General features: G+C 71.3%; 15 protein-coding genes. 10 read left to right on the forward strand and 5 right to left on the reverse strand.

The annotated features are described in order from the left end of the window. Positions 1–16 precede the first annotated feature (16 nt). The 3 genes from QC818_RS06805 to thpR all read left to right on the forward strand — a co-directional run bounded on the left by QC818_RS06805 (position 17) and on the right by thpR (position 3,222). Positions 17–2,152, forward strand: coding sequence for a RelA/SpoT family protein (locus QC818_RS06805; RefSeq protein ID WP_309652091.1), 2,136 nt, complete (start codon positions 17–19; stop codon positions 2,150–2,152). A 75-nt stretch (positions 2,153–2,227) separates the two neighbouring features. After that, positions 2,228–2,617 (forward strand): RidA family protein, encoded by a 390-nt coding sequence (locus QC818_RS06810; RefSeq protein ID WP_309652092.1) that lies wholly within the window; start codon positions 2,228–2,230, stop codon positions 2,615–2,617. A gap of 71 nt (positions 2,618–2,688) precedes the next feature. After that, positions 2,689–3,222: an RNA 2',3'-cyclic phosphodiesterase gene (thpR, locus tag QC818_RS06815; RefSeq protein WP_309652093.1), complete on the forward strand. Its 534-nt coding sequence runs from the start codon at positions 2,689–2,691 to the stop codon at positions 3,220–3,222. Positions 3,223–3,241: 19 nt separating this feature from the next. On the opposite strand, the gene QC818_RS06820 is transcribed toward thpR, so the two are convergent. Continuing rightward, positions 3,242–4,114: an SDR family oxidoreductase gene (locus QC818_RS06820; RefSeq protein WP_309652094.1), complete on the reverse strand. Its 873-nt coding sequence runs from the start codon at positions 4,112–4,114 to the stop codon at positions 3,242–3,244. 100 nt (positions 4,115–4,214) lie between these two features. Between QC818_RS06820 and QC818_RS06825 the strand changes: the two genes are divergently transcribed. Both QC818_RS06825 and recG read left to right on the forward strand, forming a co-directional pair. Beyond that, complete coding sequence (locus QC818_RS06825) at positions 4,215–5,135, forward strand: hydrogen peroxide-inducible genes activator (protein ID WP_309652095.1); 921 nt, start codon at positions 4,215–4,217, stop codon at positions 5,133–5,135. Further along, the gene (gene recG / locus QC818_RS06830; protein WP_309652096.1) at positions 5,132–7,213 is read left to right on the forward strand and encodes an ATP-dependent DNA helicase RecG; all 2,082 of its coding nucleotides are present in this window, start codon (positions 5,132–5,134) and stop codon (positions 7,211–7,213) included. The genes QC818_RS06825 and recG overlap by 4 nt, the downstream gene beginning before the upstream one ends. A 182-nt stretch (positions 7,214–7,395) precedes the next feature. Here recG and QC818_RS06835 read toward each other — a convergent pair whose 3' ends face one another. The 3 genes from QC818_RS06835 to QC818_RS06845 all read right to left on the reverse strand — a co-directional run bounded on the left by QC818_RS06835 (position 7,396) and on the right by QC818_RS06845 (position 9,567). Continuing rightward, a complete protein-coding gene (locus QC818_RS06835; protein WP_309652097.1) occupies positions 7,396–7,752 on the reverse strand; it encodes a hypothetical protein in 357 nt (118 codons plus the stop codon). A 173-nt stretch (positions 7,753–7,925) separates the two neighbouring features. After that, positions 7,926–8,222 carry an HU family DNA-binding protein gene (locus QC818_RS06840; RefSeq protein WP_309652168.1) on the reverse strand — a complete coding sequence of 99 codons (297 nt, stop codon included), beginning with the start codon at positions 8,220–8,222 and terminating at the stop codon, positions 7,926–7,928. Between the two features lie 184 nt (positions 8,223–8,406). Continuing rightward, the gene (locus tag QC818_RS06845; RefSeq protein ID WP_309652098.1) at positions 8,407–9,567 is read right to left on the reverse strand and encodes an NAD(P)/FAD-dependent oxidoreductase; all 1,161 of its coding nucleotides are present in this window, start codon (positions 9,565–9,567) and stop codon (positions 8,407–8,409) included. Positions 9,568–9,703: 136 nt separating this feature from the next. Here QC818_RS06845 and QC818_RS06850 point away from each other — a divergent pair, with 136 nt between their 5' ends. The 5 genes from QC818_RS06850 to QC818_RS06870 all read left to right on the forward strand — a co-directional run bounded on the left by QC818_RS06850 (position 9,704) and on the right by QC818_RS06870 (position 15,300). Beyond that, on the forward strand, positions 9,704–10,180 hold the full coding sequence (locus tag QC818_RS06850; RefSeq protein WP_309652169.1) for a chorismate--pyruvate lyase family protein: 477 nt from the start codon (positions 9,704–9,706) through the stop codon (positions 10,178–10,180). 36 nt (positions 10,181–10,216) lie between these two features. Further along, positions 10,217–11,110, forward strand: coding sequence for a 4-hydroxybenzoate octaprenyltransferase (gene ubiA / locus QC818_RS06855; protein ID WP_309652099.1), 894 nt, complete (start codon positions 10,217–10,219; stop codon positions 11,108–11,110). A 94-nt stretch (positions 11,111–11,204) separates the two neighbouring features. Then, positions 11,205–11,894: a phosphate regulon transcriptional regulator PhoB gene (gene phoB, locus QC818_RS06860; protein WP_309652100.1), complete on the forward strand. Its 690-nt coding sequence runs from the start codon at positions 11,205–11,207 to the stop codon at positions 11,892–11,894. 1 nt (position 11,895) lies between these two features. Further along, positions 11,896–13,230, forward strand: a complete 1,335-nt coding sequence (gene phoR, locus QC818_RS06865) for a phosphate regulon sensor histidine kinase PhoR (protein ID WP_309652101.1) — start codon at positions 11,896–11,898, stop codon at positions 13,228–13,230. A 102-nt stretch (positions 13,231–13,332) separates the two neighbouring features. After that, on the forward strand, positions 13,333–15,300 hold the full coding sequence (locus QC818_RS06870; protein ID WP_309652102.1) for a methyl-accepting chemotaxis protein: 1,968 nt from the start codon (positions 13,333–13,335) through the stop codon (positions 15,298–15,300). A gap of 92 nt (positions 15,301–15,392) precedes the next feature. Here QC818_RS06870 and QC818_RS06875 read toward each other — a convergent pair whose 3' ends face one another. Then, positions 15,393–16,232: a helix-turn-helix transcriptional regulator gene (locus QC818_RS06875; RefSeq protein WP_309652103.1), complete on the reverse strand. Its 840-nt coding sequence runs from the start codon at positions 16,230–16,232 to the stop codon at positions 15,393–15,395. Positions 16,233–16,234 lie beyond the last annotated feature (2 nt).

Genomic DNA, 16,234 nt, shown 5'->3' on the forward strand with positions numbered 1-16,234 from the left:
CTTCAGGGCGCGCCGCATGTTCACCATCGATGACCTGGCCGACCGCCTCGGCGGCTACCTCCCCCCGGACGAGATCCAGCAGGTCAAGCGTGCCTTCTACTATGCCGAGCAGGCCCACGACGGCCAGCGGCGCCGCTCCGGCGAGCCCTATGTGACCCACCCGCTGGCGGTGGCCAACATCCTCGCCAACATGCACATGGACCATCAGAGCCTGATGGCCGCCATGCTGCACGACGTCATCGAGGACACCGGCGTCTCCAAGGAGGCTCTCGGCGAGCAGTTCGGCAAGCCGGTGGCCGAGCTGGTCGACGGCGTCTCGAAGCTGACCCAGATCACCTTCGAGGACAAGGCGGTCGCCCAGGCGGAGAACTTCCAGAAGATGGTGCTGGCGATGTCCCGGGATATCCGGGTGATCATCGTCAAGCTGGCCGACCGCCTGCACAACATGCGCACCCTGGGCGCCCTGCGTCCCGAGAAGAAGCGCCGCATCGCCCGCGAGACCCTGGAAATCTATGCCCGGATCGCCAACCGGCTGGGCATCAACACCATCCGCGTCGAGCTCGAGGACCTGTCCTTCCAGGCCCTGCACCCGATGCGCGCCGAGCGCATCAAGCGCGCCGTGGCCAGCGCCCGGGGCCATCGCCGCTCGGCGATCCGCCAGATCCAGAACAGCCTGCAGCAGAGCCTCGACGACGAGGGCCTGACCGGCTCGGTGGTGGGCCGCCAGAAGCACCTGCTGTCGATCTACAAGAAGATGCGCGACCAGCGCAAGTCGTTCGCCGAGATCATGGACGTCTTCGGCTTCCGCATCATCGCCGAGGACGTCGACAGCTGCTATCGCATCCTCGGCGTGGTCCACAACCTCTACAAGCCGGTGCCCGGGCGCTTCAAGGACTACATCGCCATCCCCAAGGCCAACGGCTACCAGAGCCTGCACACTACCCTGTTCGGGCCCAACGGCATGCCCATCGAGGTGCAGATCCGCACCCGCGAGATGGAGGCCATGGCCAACAACGGCATCGCCGCCCACTGGCTGTACAAGGCCGGGCAGACCGAGCATCCCATCGCCGAGGGCAGCCACGCCCGGGCCCGCTCGTGGATCAAGGGCCTGCTGGAGATGCAGCGCCACGCCGGGGACTCGCTGGAGTTCATCGAGCACGTCAAGAACGACCTCTTCCCCGACGACATCTATGTCTTCACGCCCAAGGGCGACATCATGGAGCTGCCCCAGGGCGCCACGGTGATCGACTTCGCCTACAGCGTGCATACCGACATCGGCAACCGCTGCATCGCCTGCCGCATCGACCGCCACCTGGCGCCGCTGTCGACGCGCCTGCAGAGCGGCCAGACCCTGGAGATCATCACCGCCCCCGGGGCCCGGCCCAACCTGGCATGGCTCAACGTGGTGGTCACCGCCAAGGCGCGCTCGGCGATCCGCCACGCCCTCAAGCACCAGCAGCACACCGAGGCCGTCCAGCTCGGCCGCCGCCTGCTCAACAAGGCCCTGGCGGCGTTCGAGACCAGCCTCGAGGAACTGCCGGCCAAGCCGCTGGACACCCTGCTGGGCGAACTGGAGCTGAAGAGCGAGGACGCCCTGCTGGAGTCCATCGGCCTGGGCACCCGGGTCGCCCACGTGGTCGCCCGCCGGCTGGTCGACCTGCAGCACGGCGAACAGGTCCCGGCCCAGGAGGCCGACAGGCGCCAGCAGGGACCGATCGTGATCAGCGGCGCCGAGGGCTTGGTGATCAAGTTCGCCCGCTGCTGCCACCCGCTGCCCGGCGACCCGGTGATCGGCCACCTCTCGGTGGGCAAGGGCATCGTGGTGCACCGCGCCGGGTGCCGCAACCTGGCCGAGCTGAAGAGCGATCCGGACAAGCTGTTCGCCCTGGAGTGGTCCGAGCAGTCCGACGAGGACTTCCCGGTGCCGCTGCGCCTGGAGGTCGAGAGCCGCCGGGGGCTGGTGGCCGAGCTGGCCGGCCTGGTCACCGACGCCGACGCCAACATCGAGCGCATCGGCATCGAGGAGCGCGACGCTCGCCTGTCGATCGTCAACCTGACCCTGGCGGTGCGCAACCGCGTGCATCTGGCGCGCATCATCAAGCGCCTGCGCAACCTGTCCCATGTGAGCCGCATCACCCGCCTGGGCAATTGAGCCTTCCCGACCCCGCCCGTCGCGGTCGCGGCGGGCGGGGTCCTTCATTGCATCGCGAACAACACGGAGCACACCATGAGCAACAAGGCCGTCATCAACACCGACCAGGCACCCGCCGCCATCGGCCCCTACTCCCAGGCCATCAAGGCCGGCAACACCGTCTACCTCTCCGGCCAGATCCCGCTGGACCCGGCCACCATGGAGATCGTCTCCGACGACTTCGAGACCCAGGCCCGCCAGGTCTTCACCAACCTCAAGGCGGTCTGCGAGGAAGCCGCCGGCGGCCTCAAGGATCTGGTCAAGCTCAACCTCTACCTGGTGGACCTGGATAACTTCGCCATCGTCAATCGGGTGATGGAAGAGTACTTCGACGCCCCCTACCCGGCGCGCGCCGCGGTGGGCGTCAAGGCGCTGCCCAAGGGCAGCCAGGTCGAGGCCGAGGCCGTGCTGGTCATCGGCGACTGATAGCGTTGCCCCGCCCGGCCAGCAGACTCTCGGGATCGGGCACGCCCTCTGACGCAGAGGGCAACGATGCCATGCGCCTGTTCCTGGCCCTGGTCCCGCCGCCGGCCCTGCGCCGGCGGCTCGGCGCGCTGGCGGATGCCGCCCGGACCCGCTGCGGCGGCCGGCGCATGCCGGACGACAGCTTTCACCTCACGCTGGCCTTCCTCGGCGAGCAGCCGGCGAGTCGGGCCAAGGCCATCGCCGACTGGCTATCGAGCTTCACCCCGCTGCCCGGCCGCTGGCGGCTCGACCGCTGGGGCCGATTCCGCCGCCCGGGCATCGTCTGGCTCGGCGGGGCGGAGGGAGAGCCGGCGCTGATGGCCTTGCAGCACCAACTGTGGGACGGCCTAGAGGTCCTCGGCGTCGAGGGCCGACCGACCCGCTTCGTGCCCCATGTCACCCTGCTGCGCAAGGCGACGCACCCGCCGAGCCCCGCGCTGCCGGATGTGGCCCTGAACTGGGACTACGCCTGCGTCGAGCTGATCCAGTCGACCGTCACGCCGCGGGGCAGCCACTATCGCCGCCTGGCGCGAACGCCCGCCGCGCCGGGCGACGCAGGGCGCTAGACGCGGCATCGGGCATTGCCTAGGTGGTGGCCGGCAGGTAACCGCCCTCGCGCAGCACCTGGACATAGCCCTCGCGGAAGGTCGGGAAGCGGAAGCGATAGCCGCTCTCGAGCAGGCGGGCGTTGTCGCAGCGCTTGCTGGCCCGGCGTCGCAGCGGCGACTGGATGGTCTCGGTGGCCTCGACCTTGAGCTGCTTGGCCAGCCAGGCCATCACCTCGTGGAGGGGCGCCGGCTCGCAGTCGCTGGCGAGATAGAGGTCGTGCAGCGGCTCGCCGACCAGCGCGCGGCCGATCAGGTGCGCCAGCACGCCGGCGCAGTCGTCCCGGTGGATGCGGTTGGAATACATCGTCGGGCTGGCCGGGGCGATGCGCCCCTCGCCGACCTGGCGGATCAGCCGGTCGCGACCGGGCCCGTAGATGCCGGAGAAGCGCACCGCGCTGCCGGGCAGGGCATGCTCGACCAGCGCCCGCTCGGCCTCGCGCATCAGCTGCCCCGAGAAGCCGGTGGGCTCGGCGGGGCTGGCCTCGTCGACCGTCTCGCCGTCCTGCTGGGCATAGACGCTGGTCGAGGAGACGAAGAACACATGCCGCGGCGCGCGCTTGCGGGCCCCGAACTCGGCGAGCACCGCCTTGAGGCCATCCGGATAGGCGGCCCGGTAGGCGTCTTCCTCGAAGCGGTCGGCACTCACCACATAGACCAGGATATCGGCGTCCGGCAGCCCGGCCAGGGCCTGGGCATCGCCGAGGTCCGCCGATACGCCCTCGATACCGCTGTCGGCCAGCCGCTCGGCCCGTCGGCGCACGCCGACCACCCGATGACCGCTCGCCCGGAGCTCGCGCCCCAGGGTCGTACCGATATCGCCGCAACCCAGAATCAGCGTCGTCGTCTTCACCTTTCCTTCGCCCCCTGATAAAAAGTCCCTATGACCGATGGGGTGCCCTGACGGATGGGGCCCGCGACCACAGCACTATCGAGGAAGCCCCGGCACCGAAATGACTCTAACAGAACTCCGCTACATCGTAACCCTGGCCCAGGAGCGCCACTTCGGCCGCGCCGCCGAGCGCTGCTTCGTCTCCCAGCCGACCCTCTCGGTGGCCGTCAAGAAGCTCGAGGAAGAGCTCGGCGTGGCGCTGTTCGAGCGCTCCAAGTCCACCGTCCAGGTCACCCCCCTGGGCGAGAAGATCGTCGAGCAGGCCCAGCGCGTGCTCGAGCAGAGCAGCGTGATCAAGGAGCTGGCCACCGCCGGCCGCGACCAGCTGGCCAGCCCCCTGCGCATCGGCGCCATCTACACCATCGGCCCCTACCTGTTCCCGCACCTGGTGCCGGAACTGACCCGTCGGGCGCCCCAGATGCCGCTCTACATCGAGGAGGGCTTCACCGGCGACCTGCGCCGCAAGCTGCGCAGCGGCGAGCTCGACGCCATCATCGTGGCGCTGCCCTTCACCGAGACCGACGTGGTGACCAAGCCGCTCTACGAGGAAGCCTTCGAGGTGCTGATGCCGGCCGATCACCCCTGGGCCGGCCGCGAGAGCATCGACAAGGAGGCCCTCCTCGAGGAACGCCTGCTGCTGCTGGGCGAGGGCCACTGCTTCCGCGACCAGATCCTCGAGGCCTGTCCGGCGATCAGCCACAAGCTCAACAGCCCCCACAACACCCTGACCGCCGAGGGCGGCTCGCTGGAAACCATCCGCCACATGGTCGCCTCGCGGCTGGGCATCACCGTGCTGCCCCGCTCGGCCATCGGCACCGGCCACTACGAGAGCGGCCTGCTGATCAGTCGCCCCTTCACGCCGCCGGGGCCGGGGCGCACCGTGGCCATCGCCTGGCGCGCCAGCTTCCCCCGCCCCCAGGCCATCGACGCGGTCACCGAGGCCATCGCCAGCTGCCGCGCGGCCGAGCCCGAGCCCGCATGAGCGGCCTCGACGCCCCCGTCACGGATATCAAGGGCGTCGGCGAGGCGCTGGCCCAGAAGCTGGCCCGGCTGCGCATCGACGCCGTCGCCGATCTGCTGTTCCACCTGCCGTTGCGCTACCAGGACCGCACCCGCATCACCCCCGTCGCCACCCTGCGCGCCGGCGACGAGGCCGTGGTGGAAGGCGAGGTGGTGGCCGCCGACGTGGTCCGCGGCCGGCGCCGCAGCCTGCTGATTCGCCTGCGCGACGGCTCCGGCATCCTCAGCCTGCGCTTCTTCCACTTCTCGCCGGCCCAGCAGCAGCAGTTCCGCCCGGGCACCCGGGTGCGCGCCTTCGGCGAGGCCAGGGCCGGCGCCACCGGGCTCGAGCTCTACCACCCGGAATATCGCCTGCTCGGCGAGGGCACGCCGGCGGTGGAGGACCACCTGACGCCCATCTACCCGACCACCGAGGGCCTGCACCAGACGCGCCTGCGGGCGCTGATCGATCAGGCCCTGGCCCGGCTGGACGCCGCGCCCGAGGCGCTGCCGGAGTGGATTCCCGAGGCGCTGCGCGAGCGTTTCGCGCTGCCCGAGCTGCATGACTGCCTGCGCGCGCTGCACCACCCGGCCCCCGACACCGACCCCGAGGCGCTGGTCGAGGGGCGTCACCCGGCCGGGCGACGCCTGGCCCTGGAGGAGCTGCTGGCCCACCAGCTGAGCCTGCGCGAGGTGCGCCTGCGCATCCAGGAGGATGGCGCCCCGCCGCTGCCCGACGGCCGCGGCCTGCAGGCCCGCTTCCTCACCCAGCTGCCGTTCTCGCTGACCGGCGCCCAGCGACGGGTGCTGGACGAGATCCGCGCCGACCTGGCCGAAGGGCGTCCCATGCTGCGCCTGGTCCAGGGCGACGTGGGCTCGGGCAAGACGGTGGTCGCCGCCATGGCCGCGCTGTCGGCCATCGCAGGCGGCTGCCAGGCGGCGATGATGGCGCCCACCGAGATCCTCGCCGAGCAGCACTACCGGGCCTTCAAGGCCTGGTTCGAGCCGCTCGGCATCGAGGTGGCCTGGCTGGCCGGCAAGCTCAAGGGCAAGGCCCGGCTCGACGCCAAGGCGGCGATCCTCGACGGCCGGGCACAGATGGTGGTCGGCACCCATGCGCTCTTCCAGGGCGATGTCCACTTCCAGCGCCTGGGGCTGGCGATCGTCGACGAGCAGCACCGCTTCGGCGTCCACCAGCGCCTGGCGCTGCGCGAGAAGGGCGAGGCCGGCGGCCTGACGCCCCACCAGCTGGTGATGACCGCCACGCCGATCCCGCGCACCCTGGCGATGAGCGCCTACGCCGACCTGGACGTCTCGGTGATCGACGAACTGCCCCCCGGCCGCACGCCGGTGAAGACGGTGGTGGTGCCCGACGAGCGCCGCCCCGAGGTGGTGGCGCGCATTCGTCACGCCTGCGCCGAGGGCCGCCAGGCCTACTGGGTGTGCACCCTGATCGAGGAATCCGAGGCGCTGCAATGCCAGGCCGCCGAGGCCACCCGGGACGAGCTGGTGGAGGCGCTGCCGGAGCTCGCCGTGGGCCTGGTCCACGGGCGCATGAAGGCCGCCGAGAAGGCCGAGGTCATGGCGGCCTTCAAGGCCGGCGAGCTGGACCTGCTGGTGGCCACCACGGTGATCGAGGTCGGCGTCGACGTCCCCAACGCCAGCCTGATGATCATCGAGAACCCCGAGCGGCTGGGGCTCTCCCAGCTGCACCAGCTGCGCGGCCGGGTGGGCCGCGGCGCCACCGACAGCTTCTGCGTGCTGCTCTATCACCCACCGCTGTCGGAGCCCTCGCGGCAGCGGCTGACGGTGATGCGCGAGACCACCGACGGCTTCCGCATCGCCGAACAGGACCTGGCGATTCGCGGCCCCGGCGAGGTGCTGGGCACCCGCCAGACCGGCCTGGCGCAGATGAAGATCGCCGACCTGGAGCGCGACGCCGACCTGCTGCCCCGGGTCTCGCCACTGGCCGAGGCGTTGCTCGCCGAGCATCCCGAGGCCAGCCGCCCGCTGATCCGCCGCTGGCTGGGCGAGGAAGCCGGGCGCTACGGGCAGGTCTGACAAAGAGGGAAGAGGGAAGAGGGAAGAGGGAAGAGGGAAGAGGGAAGAGGGAAGCCAAGATAGGGGGTCCTCTTGCTTCTTCAAGGCGCGAAGCGCCGTACTTCCTTCTTCTAGCGGCGCAGCCGCGCTTCCTCAGGCGCGAAGCGCCGCCCTTCCGGCTTACAGCCCCGGGCGACGCCCGGTCACAGGTGCTTGAGCAGCCCCTGCAGCTTCTGCAGGTCGCCGGCGTCACCCACCAGCCGCACCCGGCCGTCCATCATCCCGTCGAGGAAGGCCTTCTGGGTGGGCCTGCGCAGGAGGCGGATCGCGCTGTCGGCGTCCTCGAAGCGCAGCTCGAGGTCGAGATCCACCGGCAGCCCGGGGGCCGTCTCGATGCCCGCGGGCGACATCCGGTAGTGGCGGGCGATGCGCAGGTCCTCGGTGCCGACGCCCCAGTCGAGGCGCTGCAGCGCGTTCAGGCGCTCGCGGAAGGCCGCCTTGCGTGTCCGGGCCCGCTTGAGCAGCACGCCCAGCACCCACAGCATCAGTCGCAACTTCATCGCGGTTCCGTCCGTGGCAGGAAAGCAAACAGAGAGGGGAGTCATCGGCAGCCCGGAAGCGTCGTCCGGCGGCCCTCGGCGCCTGCGGGCGCATGGCAGAGGGCGGAGTCGACCGGAATTGGCCACGCCGGGCTGCCTGGGGGAAAGGCCCGCGCCGCGGGCCGTCTCGCGCCTTACTTGGTAACGGCGTCCTTGAGCCCCTTGCCCGGCTTGAAGGCCACGGTCTTGCTGGCCGGGATGGTCAGCGGCTGACCGGTCTGGGGGTTCTTGCCGGTGCGGGCGGCACGCTCGCGCACGGTGAAGGTGCCGAAACCGATCAGCGAGACGTCCTTGCCGTCCGACACGCTGCCGGTGATCTCATCGAGAATCACGTTGAGCACCTGGCTCGCCTTGTCCTTGGAAAGATCGGCACGCTCGGCGATCGCCGCGGCGAGTTCTGGTTTGCGCATACAGCCCTCCTGGTATGACATCCGGCCGATGGTCCCATCGGCCCCTTGTTGTTCACGGTGAATCCGGTAGTGCCTCACTCGCATGCGGCCGGTACTGGCGATACTGCCGTGATGACGCACCCGCCGGCGAGGCGACATGCGAATGACGCCGTCGTACAACGCTGCTGCCGCGCCCGCCCTGCCGGGGGCGCCGTCGTTGACGTCACTAGCCTAGCAACGGCGGTGCAGCCCGCGCCAGTTCGACTTTCCGACGCACGCAGGCCCCTGTCAACGCAAATCCGATCAAACGTCCGTCTTCGTCCTCCGCCAGGGCACTCAGGTCGCGCCCTTCGCCCTCGATCCGCCAGCGGGCGGGCGGCGCGGTGGGCGGCAGCGAGACCACCGGCAGCAGCGGCGTCTTGACCAGCACCGGCCAGGGCCCGTAGCGCACCTCGGTCGGGGTGCCGGCCAGGGTCCCGGCCAGCGCCTTGGCGCCGGCCTGAAGCGGCTGGACGTACATGGCGTTGAGGCCGTCGACGCAGGCCACGTCGCCCAGGGCATGGATGCCCGGCGCCGAGGTCGCCAGGTAACGGTCGGTATGGATGCCCGCCGGCCCCACCGACAAGCCGGCCGCCTCGGCCAGCGCGACCCGCGGCCGCAGGCCGGTGGCCACCAGCACCAGATCGGCCTCCAGGGTCGTGGCATCGTCCAGACTCAGCCCCACACGGCTCCCCGCCGGCGCCACCCCCTCGACGATGCGGCCAGTATGCAGGGCCATTCCCGCCTCGGCGAAGGCCTCCCCCAGCCCCCGCCCCAGGGGCTCGGGCAGCAGCCTGGGCAGGGGTGCCGGTTCCGGCGCCACCAGCTCGACCCGGTGCCCGCCGGCGACCAGGTCGTTGGCGAACTCGCAGCCCACCAGGCCGATGCCGACGACCACCACCCGGGCCGGCTTCCCCAGGCTCGCCAGGGCCCCCTGGAAGGCGCGATAGTCGTCGAGGTCGTTGACGGTGTGCACCCGGTCGGCGAGGGCGTCGGGGATCGCGAAGGGCGGCTCCGGGACGGCGCCGGTGGCCAGCACCAGCTCGTCCCAGGGCAGGCGCTCGGCGCCGATGGCCAGGGTCCGCGCATGCGGATCGATGGCCTCGACCCGGGTGTGGGTGCGCATCACCACCCCCAGCTGCTCGGCCACCGCCAGGGCATCCCGGGCGGCCAGCCGCTCCGGCGGCAGGCCCTTGGCGAAGCCGGTGGAGAGCAAAGGCTTGGAATAGTCCTCGCCGCCGTCGGCGGTGATCAGGGTGACGGGCCGCTCGGGCTGCCGGGCCCGGACCTGGCGCGCCAGGCCGAGCCCGGCCATGCCGGAGCCGATGATGGTCAGGGGTGCGCTCATGGAACTCCTCGCTGCGGGGGGCGCTCGGCCCGCCATGGTACACTAGCCGCCCCCTGGACAGGATGCGGAGACAGACGTGAACCACGGCCCGGCAATCGCCCCCCGATGGCGCCCCCTGGCGGCGGCGCGCCCGGCCATGAGCCAGGCCTGGTGGCCGTGGGTGGCCTCGCGGGACTCCCTGACCACGCGGCTCACCCGGGCCGGCGCTCCCCGGCGCTTCCGGGTCCGCCTGCTCGACCAGCGCCTGGGCCGCCCGCGCCGCGACGAGGCCCTGGCGCTGGGGTTGCCGCCGACCCGCCGCGCCTGGCTGCGCGAGGTGGCGCTGTGCCTCGACGACCGCCCCTGGGTGGTGGCGCGCTCGGTGGCCCCGCTCCACGGCCTGCGCGGCCAGCGCCTGGAACGGCTGGGCGAGCGCTCCCTGGGCAGCTGGCTGTTCCGCCAGCCGGACCTCGAGCGCGGCCCCATCGAGGTCAGCGCCGAACCCGCGCCCTTCCACGCCCTGCCCGGCCCCTGGGGACGCCGCTCGGTGCTGCGCCACGGCCGCTTCGCGGTGCTGGTCCAGGAGTTCTTCCTGGACGCCATGGCGGATGACCTGGCCCTGCCATCGCGCTAGGCTCCCCGGGTCCGTTCGAACAACCGGGAGACCCAGATGGACCGAACCCTGATGCGCCCCAAGGGCCTGGCCCGGCTGCCCGACTTCCTGCACCTGACCCGCCTCGACCGCCCCATCGGCACCTGGCTGCTGATGTGGCCGACCCTCTGGGCGCTGTGGGTGGCCGCGGAGGGTCTGCCGGAGCGGCGCCTGCTGCTGATCTTCGTCGCCGGCGTCTACCTGATGCGCGCCGCGGGCTGCGTGGTCAACGACTACGCCGACCGCCACTTCGACGGCCACGTCAAGCGCACCCGGGATCGCCCCCTGGCCACCGGCCGCATCGCCGAAGGCGAGGCCAAGGCGCTGTTCGCCGGGCTGGTGGCGGCCGCCTTCGGGCTGGTCTGCCTCACCAACGCCTTCACCGTGATGCTGTCGATCGGCGGCGTGATCCTGGCCGCCGTCTACCCCTTCATGAAGCGCTACACCCACCTGCCCCAGGTGGTACTGGGGGCGGCCTTCTCCTGGGCCATCCCCATGGCCTTCGGCGCGGTGCTCGGTGAGGTGCCCATGGAGGCCTGGCTGCTGTTCGCCGCCAACCTGGCCTGGACCGTGGCCTACGACACCGAGTACGCCATGGTCGACCGGGACGACGACCTGCGGATCGGCATCAAGTCCACCGCCGTGCTCTTCGGCCGCGCCGATACCCTGATGATCGGCCTGCTGCAGCTGGCCACCCTGGCGCTGCTGGGCTGGGCCGGGGGACGGCTGGGCCTGGGCGGCTTCTTCTGGGCAGGGCTGGCCGCCATGGCGGCCACCTTCGTCCACCAGCAGCGACTGATCCGCGGCCGGGAGCGGGAACGCTGCTTCCGCGCCTTCCTCAACAACCACTGGTCGGGGCTGCTGGCGTTCGCCGGCATCGCGCTCTCGCTGTGGCCCGGCGCGGGCGGCTGAATGGGGCGACAGGCGGCGACTGTCACGGTATTGTCACAAGGACATGCTGTCATCGTCACCAACCTGTCATTGACCTTGACCATGAGGCCCCGGGATGACCGCCAAGACCGTACTGATCGTCGATGATGAGGCGCCGATCCGCGAGATGATCGCCGTGGCGCTGGAAATGGCCGACTATCGCGTCCTCGAGGCGGACAATGCCCAGACCGCCCACGCCATGGTGGTCGACCACCAGCCCGACCTGGTGCTGCTGGACTGGATGATGCCCGGCACCAGCGGCATCGAGCTCGCCCGGCGCCTGAAGCGCGACGAGAGCACGGCGGAGCTGCCGATCATCATGCTCACCGCCAAGGGCGAGGAGGACAACAAGATCCAGGGGCTGGAGTCCGGGGCCGACGACTACATCACCAAGCCCTTCTCGCCCCGCGAGCTGGTGGCGCGGCTCAAGGCGGTGCTGCGCCGGGCCACGCCCCGCGGCGTCGAGGAGCCGGTGGAGGTCGAGGGCCTGGTCCTCGATCCGGTCAGCCATCGGGTCAGCGTCGACGGCCAGTCGCTGGAGATCGGCCCCACCGAGTACCGGCTGCTGCAGTTCTTCATGACCCACCAGGAGCGCGCCTACACCCGCGGCCAGCTCCTCGACCAGGTGTGGGGCGGCAATGTCTACGTCGAGGAGCGCACCGTGGACGTCCACATCCGCCGCCTGCGCAAGGCCCTGGGCGAGCCCCACCAGCAACTGATCCAGACCGTGCGCGGCACGGGCTACCGTTTCTCCGCCAAGGGCTGACGTGGGACGGCTGTGGCGACGCGAACTGTGGCGGCTGGCGGCGCTGCTCGCCGTCGGCCTGCTGATCGGCTGGCCCTTCGGCGCCATCGGCTACGGCCTCGCGACGGCACTGGCCCTCTACCTGGCCTACCAGCTCCGCCAGCTGCATGCCCTCCAGGAGTGGCTGACCCACCACCCCCATGACGAGCCGCCGGCCGCCTCGGGGCTATGGGGCGAGCTGTTCGATCGCCTGTACCGCTACCAGAAGGGCCAGCGCCTCACCCAGCGCCGGCTGCGCGACACCCTGAGGCGCATCCAGGAGTCCTCGGAGGCGATGCGCGACAGCGTGGTGATGCTCGACCGCCACGGCGACATGGAATGGTGGAACAGCGCCGCCGAGCGCATGCTGGGGCTGCAGCCGGCCCACGACCGCGGCCAGCACATCACCAACCTGCTGCGCGACCCGCGCTTCGTCGACTACTTCCATGCCCGGGACTACCGCGAGCCGCTGACGCTGTCGTCGCCCATCGACGAGCAGATGATCCTGCAGTTCCAGATCACCCTCTACGGCGACGACGAGCGCCTGGTGATGGCCCGGGACATCACCCGCCTGCACCGCCTGGAGCAGATGCGCCGGGACTTCGTCGCCAACGTCTCCCACGAGCTGCGCACCCCGCTCACCGTGCTCGCCGGCTACCTCGAGACCTACGGCGACATGGCCGACCAGCTGCCGCCACGGCTGGGGCGGGGCATCGTGCAGATGCAGAGCCAGGCCGAGCGGATGCAGAACCTGGTCAACGACCTGCTGCTGCTGTCGCGGCTGGAGATCGACCAGGGCGGCCAGGACGATGCCCGCCTCGACCCGGCGAGCCTGCTGGACACGGTGCGCCGAGACGCCGAGGCCCTCTCCGCGGGTCGACAGCGCCTCGAGGTGAGCATCGAGGACGTCCGCGGCCTGCTGGGCAGCGAGAAGGAGATCCACAGCGCCGTCTCCAACCTGGCCTTCAACGCCGTGCGCTATGCCGGCGACGACAGCCGCATCGTGCTGCGCTGGCGCCCCTGGCAGGACGGCGCCTGCCTGGAGGTGGAGGACGACGGCGAGGGCATCGATCCGCTGCATATCCCGCGCCTCACCGAGCGCTTCTACCGGGTCGACAAGGGCCGCAGCACCGCCACCGGCGGCACCGGCCTGGGGTTGGCCATCGTCAAGCACGTGCTGCTGCGCCACGACGCCCGCCTGGAGATCGACTCCCGGCTCGGCGAGGGCGCCACCTTCCGCTGCGTCTTTCCCGCCCACCGGCTGGTCGGGGACCGGGCGACGGCCGATTCCCGCCGCGCCGGCGCCGGGGAAAGCTGATCCCGGTCAAGGCGGGCGCGATTTCACCGGCCGGAGGGTCAAGCCCCGGGCGGCGGGGACGAAAGACCGGATAGCCCCTTGCCTTCCCCCGGAGCCGCTGCCATGTCCCGCTTCCTCCACCGCCTGCCCGTCACCCGCAAGTTCTGGCTGGTGCTCGCCCTGCCCCTGCTGGCCCTGGCCTGGTTCGCCACCAGCGGCGCCCTGGAGCGCCAGCGACTGGCGGACAACATGGACGACCTCGTCCAGCTGACCGCCCTGTCGGGCCGCGCCGGCGACCTGATTCATGCCCTGCAGCTCGAGCGCGGCATGACCGCCGGCTACCTGGGCAGCGAGGGGCGTCGCTTCGGCGAACGGCTCGAGGCTCAGCGCCCGGAAAGCACGGCACGCCGCGACGCCTTCGAGGAGGCCCTGGCCGAGCTGGGGGCACAGCGCCTCACGCCGGCGCTGCGCGAGGCCGCCACCCGGGTGCGCCGCCAGCTGGCCGAGCTGCCCGAGCTACGCCGGGACGTGGACGCGCTGACGGCCGACACCGGGTCGGCCGTGGCCCGCTACACCGCCATGAATCAGGCGCTGATGGCCATGGTGGAGCGCCTCGCCCACGCCGCGGAGGCCGCGGACATCACCCGCGTGCTGGGCGCCTACGCCGGCCTGCTCCAGGCCAAGGACCTGGCCGGCATCGAGCGTGCCCTGCTGGCCAATGCCTTCGCCGCCGATGCCATGTCGGGGGCGCGCTATCGGCGCCTGCTGTCGCTGCAGGGGCGCGAGGCGGCCTTCCTGCAGGGCTTTCGCGGCCTGGCCGGCGAGGCCCTTCGCGAACGGCTCGACGCGGCCCTGAGCGGACCGGAGATCGCGCGGGTCGAGGCGCTGCGCGAGCGCGCCCTGTCCGCGGGCGTCGCCGGCGACTATGGGGTCGACGCCGGGCAATGGTTCGACCGGCAGACGCGCAAGCTCGAGCGGCTCAAGGCGGTGGAGGACGCCACGGCGACGACCATCCGGACCCGCGCCCTGACCCTTCGCGACGCGGCGCGAGGCGACTTCTGGCGATACCTGGCGATCGCGGCCCTGGCCGCGGTGCTGGCGCTGGGGCTGTCGAGCCTGATCGTGCGCAGCATCCTCGGGCCGCTGGCCGGCAACCTGGCGATCATCCGCGGACGCGGCAACGACCTGACCCAGCGCCTGAGCGTACCTGGCAGCGACGAGCTCTCGGCGCTGTACGACGCCTTCAACCAGGCCTCGGACGAGAGCGAACAGCTGGTGGGCAGCATTCGCCGCGGCGCCCGCTCGGTGGAGACCGCCAGCGGCGAGATCGCCCAGGGCAACCAGGACCTGGCCCGGCGCACCGAGGAGCAGTCGGCCTCGCTGGTGGAAACCGCCTCCAGCATGCAACAGATCACCGCCACGGTTCACCAGACCGCCGAATCGGCCCGCCAGGCCGAGCAGATGACCGACCGGGTCGCCGAGGAATCCCAACAGGCGAGTCGCGTCGCCGAGCGCGCCGGCGAGGCCATGCAGCGCATCCATGCGGCCAGCCGGCGGGTCAACGGCATCGTCGGCACCATCGACGAGATCGCCTTCCAGACCAACCTGCTGGCTCTGAACGCCTCGGTGGAGGCGGCCCGCGCCGGCGAGCAGGGTCGGGGCTTCGCCGTGGTGGCCGGAGAGGTGCGCCAGCTGGCCAGCCGCAGCGCCGAGGAGGCGCAGCAGATCCGCCGCCTGATCGACGACAGCGTGGCCCATGTCGGCGACGGCGAGGCCCTGGTCAAGGCCACCGGCGGCTCCCTGGCGACCATCGCCGGGCAGGTGCGCGACCTGGATGCCCTGGTGAGCGAGATCTCGGCGGCCGCCGCCGAACAGTCCGGGGGTATCGAGCAGATCCACCGGGCCATGGCCCGGCTGGAGGAGGTCACCCAGCAGAACGCCGCCCTGGTGGAGCAGGTGGCCACCAGCAGCCGCTCGCTGGACGACCAGGCCGGCGACATGAGCGCCCTGATCGGGCGCCTCCGGATCTCGGCGTCGGCGGCCGACGCCGAGGCGGCGCCGGTGGCGATGCCTCCGGCCCTGCCGGCCTGAGGCGGTTCGGTAGGGCACCGCTTGCCGCTGCCCCTGCTTCGTCCGTCGGCAGGTGGGCGGCTCGCCCCCACCTGCCCGCACGGCGTCTCTGCCTAGCTCCCGAACTCCGCGATCTCGGCCTCGAAGGCACGTCCCGCCGCCTCCGAGGTGTCTGCCTCATACACCACCAGCCGCTGACGGCGGCGCTCGTCCAGCACCAGCGTCATATGGTCGAAGGACACGCTGCCGAGGCCTTCGAGCCGATACCGGCGACGTCCCCGGCATTCGGCAGCGACCCGATACCGCTCCCAGCAACAGCGAAACGCCGCCGATTCGTGGCGCAATTCATCGACGAGAGTGCGCATCGCCGGATCGTTCTCCGCGTCCCGGGCGAAGTCTCGCTGGAAGCTGCCCAGCATCCCTGCAACCTGGACCTCCCACTCCTCCAGGCGATCCCGCAACCCCCGGTCGGTGAACAGCAGTCGAATCAGGTTGGGTCGGCCGGCGAACGCATATAGGCGCGCCGCGGCCCGATTCCAGAGCAGCACGTCCCAACGCGCATCGAGGACGAAGGCGGGGCGTCGCCCGAGGTCCTCGACGAGACGTCGAGCCATGTCCCCGACCGCCTGCACTTCTTCGCAAGCGGCGGGCGGAGGCCCCTCCAGGCCCGCCAGATGAAACAGGTGCTGGCGCTCTCGAGGAGCCAGTCGCAGCACCTCGGCGAGGCGCTCGAGGAGAGATGGCGAGGGGCGAATCGCACGCCCCTGTTCGAGCCAGGTGTACCAGCTCACGCCGACGCCGGCGAGGGCGGCGACTTCCTCGCGTCGAAGCCCCGGGGCACGACGGCGATGTCCTCTCGGCAACCCGACCTCTTCCGGCTTCAGGCGATCACGGGCATGGCGCAGGAAGGCCGAGAGCTCTTGGCGGGTGCGACGCAGGCGCGACTGGGGCATGG

The sequence above is a fragment of the Halomonas koreensis genome, from assembly GCF_031451675.1.
Lineage (GTDB): Bacteria > Pseudomonadota > Gammaproteobacteria > Pseudomonadales > Halomonadaceae > Halomonas > Halomonas koreensis.